Raw genomic sequence first — 13,412 nt, forward strand, 5'->3', positions numbered from 1 at the left:
TTTTATTTTTTTAACTTCTTAACGCCTTCCTGAACCTCGTCTAGAATTTCCTCCGCTTAGATTCATTTTCTGACCAGCAAAACGTCCAAATTTGTAAACAAAGGTTAGCATAAAGTACTGTTCTAATATTTTATTTTCTACATCTTGAATAGAGGTTTCTGAAATAGACCTACTATATCCGTTATTTTTTCCTAAAATATCATAACCCACGGCTGTTAATGTGGCTTTATTATCCCAAAGCTGTACCCCTAACCCTGCATTCCAAAAAACAGCTGCTCCATCAAAATCATCACCTACCCTACTGTTATATCGATACGATACTTTGTTAGTAAAAAAAGCATCTTTAAGAAAAAACACAGACGATTCTAACCTTAAATTCTGCACAAAATATTCGTTATCATTATACGTATTAGTGTCGTATTTAGTATTTGTTAAGGCATAACTATAAGATGTACTTATATCTATTTTCTTGTCGTACGAATAACTAAATGACAACGAAGGTTTGAGCGTATACGTTTTTGTGGTGAATTTTAGAGTATTTTGAATAGACCTAATATTATCATAGTCGCCTTTTAACCTTAAATTGATATTGAAATTAGTTTTTTTACTAAAATATGATTTTGAAATAGCTGTATTTCCTGAAATACTATAATCGCCATTTATATTTTCATAGGTTGTATAACGAATTAAATCTGAATCTGTTATTGTAGAATTAATAATTTTGTCTTGTACAAATTCCGCTTTCGCATTTGCTGTAACATTAATGTTATTATACGCAATATTGTTTTGGTATCTTAAACCAACCTCATGACTAACAGCTGGCTTTAAAAATGGGTTCCCTGTTCTTATACTGGTTATATTACTAACATCGGCAATAGGCTGTAATTGGCTAATTGATGGTAGATTAACGTTTTGATCATAGTCTAACCTAACATTTTTATAACCTTTTTCATCACGATAACGAACACTACCTGAATAGGTTACATAGTCAAACTCATTTTTAAAATTACGAGCTTCTATAATGTTATCTTCATAGTTTCTAAAGGCACTTGTATAAGAACCTTCTAACTCAAAACGAAATTCTTTATAATCATAACGTACCCCTAAAGAAGGTCTAATGGTTGTATTTACATATCTACTATTAACACTTATTTGATCGTTAAAATCATCATACTTTTCAGTATTTTCATTATAATCATAAATAGATTTTTCATCTTTTTGACTATTTACAGTAGCAGTATATCTAGGAGTTAATCTAAAATTAGTAAACAACTCTTTATTCCATCTTGCATTTAAATTTATTTTTGCTCCTGAATTATTGGAGTTCGAGATTTGGTCTTGAACAACAGATGTGTTGCTGCTTTCTAAATCATTTTTAGAATAGTTTGAACCTTGGCCATCTTGACTATCAAAATCAGTAGTGATTCCTATATTAAAATAATCTCTTTTATCCCCTATTCTCGATGTTACTTCAAACGTATTACCAAAATTATAATTCCTAGTATTCGATTCATTTTTAGAAAAATAGGTGCTTACTAAATCACCATTAGCATATTCTGATTTTTTGGTTGATGTTGAAAAAGAGTCGGTGTTTGATGTATTGAAATTAGTTTTATTTGAGAGCTGTACATTGTTTCTTGATGTTTTGTTTTTTGGTTCAATAAGAAACTTTAAATCGGACCCAACATCGTGTCTATCAGAATCATTAAAACCTCTACTCTCTGAATTAGTAATATAATTTAAATCAGGCAAGAAATTCTCGGTATAACTTTTTTGGGCTCTATCATTACTTTGGTTACTGTACTTATAATCGGCATTTACCCGTGTTTCGTTCCATTTTCCTTTAGAAAAGTTTGCACCTAAAAAATCGGATTCAATATATCCATTACTAGAGTCGGCATCGGGTAAAGAATTAAAACCTCGGGACATGTTTATATTGTTAGTTCCCATTATTACACCTAATTGTTTACCATCTATAAGTTGAAATAAATTGGCATTGGCTTGATATTTTTCGTCGGTACCATAGCCTAAATTCACATCTCCAAAGTAAGCTTTATTTTGTCCCTTCTTAATTTTTAGGTTTATCTCTTTCGTACCAGAATCAGATTCTTCACCTGTAAACTTTTGCATATCTGTTTTGAAATCGGTTACCTGTACTTTACTAATAGCATTACTAGGAATATTCTTTAAAGCAATAGCCCCATTTTTTTCACCAAAAAATCGCATACCATCTACATTAATGGCTTCTACTTCTACACCATTTACAGTGATAATTCCATCTAAGTCAATTTCTACACCAGGAAGTTTTTTTAATAAATCTTCAACCTTATCATTTGGCATTGTTTTAAAACTATCGGCATTGTATTCAATGGTATCCCTTTTAATCAAAATTGGTGGCGCTTTAGCAATAATAGAAACTACATTTAACTCTTCGGCCTGATCGTCTAGAGTAATAGATCCCATGTTTAACTGTTTTCCTGTAGGAACATCAATATCTTGTTTATAAGGTTTGTAACCCATATAAGCAATATTAAAAATGGCTTTGGGTTCGTTTTCTGTATTAACCTGTAAATAAAATTCGCCATTTTTATTAGTAATTCCGTAAGCTATGGGAATACTATCTTTTATACTTTGAAGGTACACAGTAGCACCTTCTAAAACATGTGCACTTTCATCTTTAACAATGCCTTCTAAAGTAAACTTTTGAGCAAATAATGTTGTTGAAATAAATAACGAGAGTAGTATAACTAATTTTTTCAAGGTTTGGTTTTATCTTAGGTTCATGCCTTAGACCTAACTATCTAAAGAAAGTTTAATGTACAAATGTTAAAAAAAACTTAAAGAATTTTATTAGATTTTAATTTGCAAGGTTGTGTACCAATTTCTTGGTGCCGAAGGAATAATACCCGGACCTGGATATCCCGTAGCACGTCTTGTGAAATAGGCGTTATTTAGCAAATTATTAATACCGGTTTCTAGCTTGAAACGTTTGTAGGTATAGGCTAATGATAAATCTAACACATCATAACTTGGTATTTTTCCAATTACACCACTTAAATCAGAGTCAACGGAATTGGTAGCATCGGTAAATTGTTGAGACAAATAGGTATATTGCACACTTGCTGAAAGGTTTTTATAACCAAACTTCAACCCTGTTTTCAAGTTTAAATCTGGCACAAACTCTACTTTGTTCCCTTTCACACCTATTTGATCGGATGCTGTATATTCAGAATTAATAATTGAGGTATTTATAAAATAGTTAAAACTAAAATCATTACTCAAATTAATAATCTTTTTTAAGTTAAAATCAAATAATGATTCTACACCATACATAATGGCATCACCCACATTTCCGCGTTCACTAATAATACGATTATCGCTCAGTACTTTTTGTACAAAACCAATACGCCCATTATAAAACAAACCGAAGACACCTAAATCGTACGATACAATACTTTTGTAATTACCACGAATTCCTAAATCGGTAGTAAAGCCTTTTTCATCAGTAATATTAGGGTTGATAGCAAAAGCTGGGTTGTTTATATTTATATCTGAAAAGGTTACTGAACGGTAGTTTTGTGATATATTTCCATAAGTTTCAAAACTAGTTGTTGGTTTGTAACTTAATCCCAAACCTAATAATACAAACGAACGATCGAAATCTTGATTATCTTCCACCGTTTCTTCAAAAATCACATTACCTGCCGCATCGGTATTAATACGTTTGTAAAAACCTTCACTTTGTGTTCTGATGTATTCAAAACGGAAACCTGGAGTGACTGAAAATTTATCACTTACATAAAAAATATTTTCACCGAAAACTGCTATATTCAAATTGGGTAAATCAAATTGAGATTGGTTAGAGTAATTGGGAAACTCTTCATTATAAAAATTAAAATTAGGTCCTATTCCATCACTTCCGGGCCCTTGTTGCTGATAATTATTGGCTTTATAAAATTTTCCGCCAATTAAAAATGTTGCATCTTTTTGTGCTACTTTATACTTACTTAACAAACGGGTTTCAAACCCAAAATTCTTAAAATCGCCTTTTATTAAATCTCGTTCACTTCCGGGATCAATTTGATCGACTCTATTCGTTCTAAAGCCTAAAGCATTTCTTGAGGCATTTAAACCGAAAAAATTAAAAGTAAAATTGGTTTGGTCTGAAAATTTATGAGCCAACTTTAAATTATATAGCAACCAATCTATTTGAAACCAATTACGCTCTCTATTGCTTTGATACGGATCGTTATAAAACATCTGATCTGTTAAGCCACCACCCTGTTGTGCTAAATAGCGCAAATAGGTTAATTCGCCCGTTATTTTAGTTTTATCATTAAACTTATAACCTACATGTGTAAAAAAGTTTTTAGATTCAAATTCTGAATTGGGCCTAAACCCATCACCTTTTTTGTAGTTGAAATAAGTATAATAACTAAACTTATCTTTTGTACCGCTTAAACTGGTGAAATTGGTGTATAGCCCATTGCTACCTAAAGTATTTCGGGTAATTAACTCTATTGTTTTAAAAGGATTCGGTTCTTTCATTTTAAAATTTATTAATCCTCCAAACTGTGTTCCATATTGCAATGAAGCAGCTCCACGAATTACCTGAATTTCTTTTAAACCTTCAGACGCTGGCGTATAATAACTTTCTGGATACCCCAACACATCGGCGCTAATATCGTACCCATTTTGTCTGGTATTAAAATTGGCTGTTCTATTGGGGTCTAAACCCCGACCACCAATATTAAGTTGTAAACCTGCATCATCATTTTGATAAATATTCAAGCCTGCAACCTGACTAAAAAGCTGACGTGCATTATTTGATGCCAAATTTGCCATAGACTGATCGACTAAAACAACCTCTGTTTTTTTTCCTGCGTAAATAGCCGTGCCTTCTACATCTTTTAATCGCGACAATTCAAACACTTTTGCGCGTCGAGACGTTATTTCTACTTCCGATAAGGTAACCGACAACTCATTCAATTTTGCATTTACTACCACATTTTCAGTAACTGTAATAGGTATTTCGAATACTTCAAATTCATAAGAAAAGAATACTAAAGTAATGTTTTTCTTTTCCGTTTCAAACTCGTAATAACCAGTGGCATTTGTGGTCGCCTTCAATCCAGAAACCTTATCATAAACCTGTACTTGATCTACTGGTTGGTTCGTGTTTGTATGAGTTACGATACCAGAAATTTTGTGTTGCGCCTGTGATGCGATACTTAAAAGCAGTATCAAAACTATTTTAAAATCCTTTAATCTCATCTGTAAATGGTAAAATCCATGTTTTGTGTTGAAATGATTCTTTTTCTTTATATAAATCGACTTTTGAATCGATATATGGCCGACTTAACCGCCCGTTTAATGCGACATAACTTTCTACAAATACCTGAACGTTTTCATGTCCTTGCGACGTAAAATGATCGCCTAAATAATGAGCATATTCTAATATAAAATCGGGTTGAAAACTCATTTGTTTTTCTTGAAATGGTGTTAAAAAATCTTTATTATCTACATAAAAAGAACTACCTGTTTTAGCGTTTGCTATTTTAAATGTGCTCATCCCCATTTTTTCCATAAGCATCACTCGCCATGAAAAGCGGTAGCCTTCTTCTGTCCAAAATAATTCACTTGGATAAAACATGTATCGAAAGGGTAATACCAACTGAATGACAAAAAACACGGTAATAATTGACACTACTAAATTTTGTTTTTTGAATACAAATGTGTCTTTTAAATCTATTTTGAAATTTCTATTAAAAGGTTTTAAAATATTCTTTAATATGGAAATTATTTTATGATGAAAACTTGCACTAAAGAAAATGAGTGTTGATACAATCATGATATAAGGAAACATCCCTATAGGAAACAACACACTTGTAAATACATGAAAGCATACGACGGTTGCAAAAGCAACCCAACGTGTTTTTTTATATAATAATAGAAACGGAATACTTAAATCGTACAGCATGCCACTCCAACTCATGGCATAATGAAACCACTCTTGCTGCATGATGCCTTCTCCAATAAAAGGTAAATCATATTTAGAAGGTAACCATATTTTTAGAGGCATGGCTTTGAATAACCAATCGGAATTAATTTTTGCTAAACCGGCATAAAAATACACCATTCCTAAAAGGAGTTTGAGGCTATCAATTGTCCATTTTGGAATAAATTTAAAGCTTTCTTTTTTAATAAGATTATCTACCGAAAAATAGCTGTTGGCAGGTAAAAAAATCATTAAAAAACTTAACAGGCTAATACAGTAATAATGATTCAAATACGTAGTTTTATCCATGAGTTCGATGTAGGTAAAACTCAAGAAAAACACTATGATTGCCAATCTATATTTTAATCCGATGGCAACTAATAAAGCCGAAAAACCACAGATCGCAAAAAGCCCATAGGTATAAACACCTAATGGTTTTATAAACTCAAATCCATAATAGGTGAAATGAAATTTAGGATTTATATATAACGTTTCAATCCAACCATAAGCCCAAAAACGAATGATACTAAAAAGCATCATAACACCAAACAACATGCGGAATACGGCCAAAGGAGCTGCATCGGTTTTTGTTGCTACATATGTTTTTAAATTGAAACCCATATAAAAACGAAAAGATTCTCTAACACATTAGAGAATCTTTAATTGTTTTATTTTTATTATAATTAATCGCCATCGGCATCTATATAGTCGACACTAATATTCATAGCTTGTACCATATCGACTTTAAATAATACGACTGCTTTTTGCAATTCATCAAAAGCGATGGTCATTTTAGAATTATCGGTATTCACCTGATTGGTAAAATTAGCATCTAAAGCTTGTAATTTTGTACGTGCTACGTTTAATTGGTTATTAATTAAAGTACTTAAATCATTGCCTCCTTTTGCAATATTCAAATAATCTAAATAAGCTTTAAAACTATTTGCCGTTGAAGCTGTATTATAAGCCTTTCCATTAAAGAAATTTTGAACGGCGTTTATCGCATCCAAAGCTAAAACTTTAGAAACCTCTTGGTTGTAATATGCTTCTACTTTATCGGGTAATGGGTTTGTAGAAAAATTACCTGCTGGAATTCCAATTTTATTAGCTCGCAATCCTTTTTCGTAATAGAAAATAAAATCGTTTGTCAATTTATTTGTAGCACTAGTTGCTGTATTTGTTGTGCTGTTAACAAAAGTATCTCTGTAACCCGAAGTCCAATCATTTAAAACCGTTTCGGTAAGCGTTTTCATCTGATTAACAAGATCTGACAGATACTTTTTATAACCGCTAGCATTGGTATTGGTTGTATATATATTTAATATCGCCACATCACCTGAAGCAACACCGTAAAGTAAATAATCTAAAGCAGGAAAACCTACTGCATCATTATTATTGGCATGTGCTAAATCGTATGTCCCATTAGTAATATTGGTTTCAATATCGGTCACCGTTGTTGGATACACATTCATTTGATACCCATAATTAATGGCTTCTGCTTTTCCTATGTTAAACATTTCAGCATATTGCCATACTTTATAAGCGTTTAACCACGCAGTACGCAATGCATCCAAACTGGTTTGATTTGGCGTTCCCACAAAACCATCTTTAGCAGTTACTAAAGCTTGTAATTTAGTGTTCAAATCTTGATGAACTGGAATAATAATATTATCTGCCCAATTAATAAGCATGGTTTGTCTGTCAAAATTATCTAATGATTTTTCATCACCCTTATCTGAACTACTACAAGCGGCAATTATTAAAGTTAAAACGACTGCCGAAATAATTTTTTTAATCATAACCCTATTCTTCTTAAATATTTTGCAAATATAAATAAGCAGACGGATTATTTTTATAAATCCATCTGCTTATATTCATTAAAACTAATTTAACTTATATTAATTAGCATCTTTTGCTTGCGCTGTTGTAAAACCAAACTTTGCTGCTATAGCATCAGATATATTATCTATTGTGGTTTCTGTTACATCCCAAAAACCATTTCCTGCCATAAGTTGTGCTAAATAACCATCAACTTCCGTTTTAGTTACATAAGGCGATGTTGAGTTTGGTTTTCTTGTAAATTGTAAACTATAAATAAACCCATAAGCTTCAGACAATGCATGAAATGCTCTCGCATTATCAATTCCTAAATTTGCTTTTGAAGCTTGTAAATAAAACACACCTCTTACCGCTGGTATTTTAGATAGGTTCTCTCTAATTATTTCAGCTTGTTGATCGCGAATTGTATATTTTTTTGCTACAATTGCTGCTCTTCCTAACTTAAAAGCATTGTAAACATCTTCAGCCAACGTTGAAAAGTCTGAATCGCCTCCTACTCTTTCAATATATTCACTTAAAAATTGATCAGCATCCAATACTGGCTCCGCAGGATTCGCTTCACTACCATATAAATAACCATAAGCTTCATCCCATTTATGCTCCATAGAGGTATAACTTTTACCTGCTTCTAAAACACCATTATTATTATCAGCGATGTTTGAACCCGCATCTAACACAGCTGGACTTAAATAGTTATTTAATATTTGATCCATCATTAAACCACCAATTAATCCTTTTGCAAACGCTTGGTTTAACTCCAAACCTTTACCAGTAATATAACGGATAGAACCACCTCCATTTTGTTGTAACTGACCTGCATTTCCCGCAGTAGCAACAGTAATCCAATTAGGAAAAACTTCAGATACCTGTGTTGCTATCCAACCATCAAAATCAGCTTTGATAGCATTTGATACAGTTGTATTAGCAGAATAATAATCAGTTGAAGCAGCTACTTTACTACGAACATTTTTGTCTGATGCATTTAAATTAGCTTCCGTAAAATCATTTTCTCCTTGAGCATGCGCAAACATGGCATTTAACTGGACTTCAGTTTTTGTATTGTCTTTTAAAGCATTTACGACTGCATCTGCCATTTGAATTCTAGTCGTTTGACCGTTAAAATCCACTGTTGAAGCATTATCACGTGTAAACACGTAAGTTGCTGGAGTTTCTATTGATTTTGAATTATCGTCATCCTTTGAACATGATGCCAGTAATGCTGCGGATACAGCTACGAGTGATAAGATTTTATTCATTTTATTTAGACTTGATATAAATAGTAATTTAATTCTTGTGCAAAAATAAAATACAAAATGACATCTGCAAAGTTTATTTAGATTAAATTTAAATAAAAGTTGCGAATATTTAATTTTTTAGATTTTTAGAACCTTTATAGATTAATGATAAACACTAAAAATTTTAGTAGCCTCGTTATGAGCACTTTCAAAACTAAGAGCATTTAAGCTGTTATTTTTTTGAGAAGTAAAGTAAGATAACAACTTTTCGGTTGGCATATTGCCAATTAACTCGTCTGTTGCCATGGGACAACCCCCATAACCTTGTATGGCACCATCAAAACGTTTACATCCTGCTTTGTAAGCAGCATCTATTTTTTCAAACCAGGTAGAAGGTGTAGTATGCAAATGGGCTCCAAATTCTATTTTTCTGTATCGAGAAATCAAATTTGAAAACAAATAGTGTATACTTTCAGCATTTGAACTACCAATAGTATCACTCAATGATAATATTTTAACCCCCATACCACTTAAACGCTCAGTCCACTCCCCTACGATGTCAACATTCCATGGGTCGCCATAAGGGTTTCCAAAACCCATAGAAATATAAACCACTACTTCTTTATTAGTTTTATTAGCAATTTCTAAAATTTCAGACAATATAATTATAGATTGGGCAATGGTTTTATGCGTGTTTCGCATTTGAAAATTCTCAGATATTGAAAAAGGATAACCTAAATAACCTATTTCAGGATGTTTACTAGCTTCTTCGGCTCCTCGAGTATTTGCAATGATGGCTAATAACTTGCTGCTGGTTTTACTTAAATCTAATTGTGATAATACTTCAGCTGTATCTACCATTTGCGGGATGGCTTTAGGCGACACAAAACTTCCAAAATCAATGGTATCAAAGCCTACACGTAGTAACGACTGGATGTATTGCACTTTTTTCTCTGTGGGAATAAATTGCTTTATACCTTGCATAGCGTCTCGTGGACATTCTATAATCTTTATTTGGCTCGACATCATTTGGATTAAAATACAATGCTAAAAATACTTTATTTTTTATAAAAGCTTAATTAAAAAAAGTAAAAAGTTAGTTCTTAAAAGAATTCCAAAGAATAACCTATTCAAAAAGTGAAGAGTATCAACTGAGTATTTAAAAATGATAGTATTTACAATAGTTTGAAGTATAAAATAGATGTAAACTTAACTTACTTAGGCAAAGACTTCTACCTGTTAAAACAGAATTCCATAAACGGAAAAATCAGAATCAATAAGCTTATTGTCAAATAGTCGATAAATCTCACGCTTCAACGTTTTTATTATTGATAACATCAATTAAGGAATACATTTGAAAAAATGTTTTCCCCAAATGAATATTTTTAAACCTACATTTCATACTATTTTATTTCTGTTATACCTGTCATTTGGCACTATCGGTTTTGCTCAAAATGAAGCAGCATCATGCGGAACCATTACCTCAAAAAAATCTTTAGACTTTTATAAAAGCATTAAACCACAACTCAATAACTACGAACAAGTTTTTATGCAAAAGCAATTGTCTAAAAACTCATCGAATAAGTTAATTAACTCTATCCCTGTAAAAGCCCATATTATTCGAAATTCTAACGGAACTGGAGGCATGTGTGAAGCAAATCTTAATACGGCTATTGCTAATTTAAATAGCATCTATGCCGATGCATATATGGAGTTCTTTTTATGTGATGGAATAAATTATATAAACGAAGACAGCCTTTGCCATTTAAAAAAAGGTGACGAGAAAACGTTAATAGAAACCAATAATGTTACTGGTTTAATAAATATTTATTTTACCGATTATATTGAAAATGATTCTGATGAAAGCATCTGCGGTTATGTGGATAACGAAGGTAGAAAGGATGTGATTGTTATAAAAAACAGTTGTGTTTCTAACAATTCTACACTAGCTCATGAAATGGGACATTTTTTCTCATTGATGCATACCCATGGTCCTGATGATACAAAAACCACCGAATTAGTGGATGCTAGTAATTGCGATACCGATGGGGATGGCATATGCGACACCCCTGCCGACCCAAAGTTAACCCATAAAAACATTAATAATTTTTGCCAGTATATTGGAACCGAAACCGATGCCAACGGCGCTAATTATATACCCGATACAGGCAATATCATGTCTTATTCTATGAAAGGCTGTCGTTCACATTTTTCACAACAGCAACTAGCACGTATGAATGCATTTTATCTTATTGCAAAAAACTATTTGGCTTGTCCAACATTCAATACAAATTTTACGGCAGATATTAGTCAAACTTGCGACGAATCCTTAACTGTAAACTTTGAAAGCTATTGTAAAAACATCAATAAATGGGCATGGGACATGGATGGTGATGGGGTTATTGATTATACCACACAAAATCCATCACATACCTTTACAACAGGTGTTTATGATATAACATTAACCGTTTCTAATAAATCGAAATGCATAAGAAAAACCTATTCCAAATTTATAAAAGTTGGTAATGCTGAATCACTATTTAATGAAGATTTTGAATCTTACAACTTACAAAACGATGCCAATTGGACCGCTAGAGATGTAACTAAAAATGGCTACAACTGGCTTTTAAATAAAGGGGGTACTAGCTCTGATACCACAGGACCACTTTTCTCAAAAACAACAAACAACCAGTCTTACACCTATATGTATGCTGAAGCATCGGGTGCACAACCTGGTGATATTACCGAATTAATTTCACCATGTATAGATATAACAAATCCAAATTCCGAACTTGAATTCTCATACCACATGTTTGGTAAAGGTATTGGTGAATTACATATTGATATTAAAACAGATGACGGTTATATAAACGATGTTGTTCCTGCAATTATTGGTAGCCAACAGAAGCATCAAGATGAGGCATTTTTAATTAAGAATATCAATTTATCTGAATACATCGGTCAAACTATTAACGTTCGTTTTAGGGCCGTAAGAGGCTATAATTGGGATGGTGATATTGCTATTGATAACATTTTTATTAAAACCATAGATGTTCCAATTACAAATGCTACTGTTAAAATATATCCAAACCCTATATCTGGAAAAACCATTCATGTTGCTATTTCACAACCGTACACAACTGCAAGTTATCATCTTACTGATTTAACAGGAAACGTTATACTAGCAGGAAATTTAATAAATAAGCAAATATATGTTGGGAGCTTAACTTCAGGTATGTATTTACTAACCATTAGAAGTAAAGGCACTACTGTTACTAAAAAGATTATAAAATAAAACTAAGTAGTCTTAAGAAGTGCTTTGTTAATCGCTTTTACCAAACTGGGACCTTCGTAAATAAAACCAGTGTAGACCTGTACCAAATCGGCACCTGCTGCTATCTTTTCTAAAGCATCTTCGGCGGAGTGAATACCACCAACTCCTATTATCGGGAATGCTTTATTGCTTTTATTGGTTAGATATTTAATAACTTGTGTACTTTTATTTTTAACAGGCTGTCCACTTAAACCGCCGTTTCCAATAGCTTCTAATTGTGCTTCAGAAGCTTTTAAACCCACTCTATCAGTAGATGTATTACTCGCAATAACTCCATCTAATTTGGTAACAGTAACCAAATCTATAATTTCATCTAATTGATTATTATTTAAATCGGGGGAAATTTTTAAAAGTATAGGCTTTTGTTTTTCAAATGTTTGATTTGCTTTTTGTACAGCGCCAATCAACTCTTCTAAATATTCTTTATCGTTTAGTTTGGCATGACTTCCCACATTTGGGCAACTTACATTTAATACAAAATAATCTACATATGGGTGCAGTGCATTAAAGCACTCTAGGTAATCTTTCGTATAATCTTCAGGTTTTGTGTTGGTGTTTTTTCCAATATTCCCACCTATAATAAGTCTTCCTTTATTCTTTTTTAATTGTGTTATAGCAGCTTCAAGACCTTCATTATTAAAACCCATACGGTTAATAATACCTTGATCGTCTTTTAAACGAAATAAACGCTTTTTAGGATTTCCTGCTTGTGCTTTAGGGGTTACAGTTCCTATTTCAATAAAACCAAATCCAAAATTTGCTAATTCATTATACAACACCGCATTCTTATCAAATCCTGCTGCTAAACCTACTGGGTTTTTAAAAGTAATGCCAAATAAGTTTCTTTCCAATCGTTTGTCATTCACAACATACAAACTTCTAAAAACAGCAGAGAAACCTGGTATTTTAGAGCTGTTTTTTATTAGTGAGAATGTAAAATAATGAATCTTTTCTGGGTCAAACAAGAAAAATAACGGGCGAAGTAATAGTTTGTACATCTGTATTA

The 13,412-nt window shown here is 32.3% G+C and carries 8 protein-coding genes; 1 reads left to right on the top strand and 7 read right to left on the bottom strand.

Annotated features, from left to right (window positions below):
- Nucleotides 1-18: 18 nt before the first annotated feature.
- The 6 genes from QLS71_RS19035 to QLS71_RS19060 form a co-directional block, all read right to left on the bottom strand.
- A complete protein-coding gene (locus tag QLS71_RS19035) occupies nucleotides 19-2,760 on the bottom strand; it encodes an outer membrane beta-barrel protein (RefSeq protein ID WP_308992145.1) in 2,742 nt (913 codons plus the stop codon).
- 90 nt (nucleotides 2,761-2,850) lie between these two features.
- Nucleotides 2,851-5,274: a TonB-dependent receptor gene (locus QLS71_RS19040; protein ID WP_308992144.1), complete on the bottom strand. Its 2,424-nt coding sequence runs from the start codon at nucleotides 5,272-5,274 to the stop codon at nucleotides 2,851-2,853.
- Nucleotides 5,255-6,619, bottom strand: coding sequence for an HTTM domain-containing protein (locus tag QLS71_RS19045; protein WP_308992143.1), 1,365 nt, complete (start codon nucleotides 6,617-6,619; stop codon nucleotides 5,255-5,257). The genes QLS71_RS19040 and QLS71_RS19045 overlap by 20 nt, the downstream gene beginning before the upstream one ends.
- A 62-nt stretch (nucleotides 6,620-6,681) precedes the next feature.
- Nucleotides 6,682-7,797 carry an imelysin family protein gene (locus tag QLS71_RS19050; protein ID WP_308992142.1) on the bottom strand — a complete coding sequence of 372 codons (1,116 nt, stop codon included), beginning with the start codon at nucleotides 7,795-7,797 and terminating at the stop codon, nucleotides 6,682-6,684.
- Nucleotides 7,798-7,896: 99 nt separating this feature from the next.
- The gene (locus QLS71_RS19055) at nucleotides 7,897-9,093 is read right to left on the bottom strand and encodes a DUF4856 domain-containing protein (protein WP_308992141.1); all 1,197 of its coding nucleotides are present in this window, start codon (nucleotides 9,091-9,093) and stop codon (nucleotides 7,897-7,899) included.
- 141 nt (nucleotides 9,094-9,234) lie between these two features.
- Nucleotides 9,235-10,098 carry a hydroxymethylglutaryl-CoA lyase gene (locus tag QLS71_RS19060; protein WP_308992140.1) on the bottom strand — a complete coding sequence of 288 codons (864 nt, stop codon included), beginning with the start codon at nucleotides 10,096-10,098 and terminating at the stop codon, nucleotides 9,235-9,237.
- 349 nt (nucleotides 10,099-10,447) lie between these two features.
- Between QLS71_RS19060 and QLS71_RS19065 the strand changes: the two genes are divergently transcribed.
- Nucleotides 10,448-12,367 (top strand): T9SS type A sorting domain-containing protein, encoded by a 1,920-nt coding sequence (locus tag QLS71_RS19065; protein ID WP_308992139.1) that lies wholly within the window; start codon nucleotides 10,448-10,450, stop codon nucleotides 12,365-12,367.
- Between the two features lie 2 nt (nucleotides 12,368-12,369).
- On the opposite strand, the gene QLS71_RS19070 is transcribed toward QLS71_RS19065, so the two are convergent.
- Nucleotides 12,370-13,404, bottom strand: coding sequence for a quinone-dependent dihydroorotate dehydrogenase (locus QLS71_RS19070; protein ID WP_308992138.1), 1,035 nt, complete (start codon nucleotides 13,402-13,404; stop codon nucleotides 12,370-12,372).
- Nucleotides 13,405-13,412: the final 8 nt, after the last annotated feature.

This window comes from Mariniflexile litorale (assembly GCF_031128465.2).
Lineage (GTDB): Bacteria > Bacteroidota > Bacteroidia > Flavobacteriales > Flavobacteriaceae > Mariniflexile > Mariniflexile litorale.

What these genes read in the sequence shown, in the direction of transcription:
- QLS71_RS19060 (WP_308992140.1), bottom strand. Translation starts at nt 10,098, where the DNA reads ATGTCGAGCCAAATAAAGATTATAGAATGTCCACGAGACGCTATGCAA.
- QLS71_RS19050 (WP_308992142.1), bottom strand. Translation starts at nt 7,797, where the DNA reads ATGATTAAAAAAATTATTTCGGCAGTCGTTTTAACTTTAATAATTGCC.
- QLS71_RS19045 (WP_308992143.1), bottom strand. Translation starts at nt 6,619, where the DNA reads ATGGGTTTCAATTTAAAAACATATGTAGCAACAAAAACCGATGCAGCT.
- QLS71_RS19040 (WP_308992144.1), bottom strand. Translation starts at nt 5,274, where the DNA reads ATGAGATTAAAGGATTTTAAAATAGTTTTGATACTGCTTTTAAGTATC.
- QLS71_RS19070 (WP_308992138.1), bottom strand. Translation starts at nt 13,404, where the DNA reads ATGTACAAACTATTACTTCGCCCGTTATTTTTCTTGTTTGACCCAGAA.
- QLS71_RS19065 (WP_308992139.1), top strand. Translation starts at nt 10,448, where the DNA reads ATGAATATTTTTAAACCTACATTTCATACTATTTTATTTCTGTTATAC.
- QLS71_RS19055 (WP_308992141.1), bottom strand. Translation starts at nt 9,093, where the DNA reads ATGAATAAAATCTTATCACTCGTAGCTGTATCCGCAGCATTACTGGCA.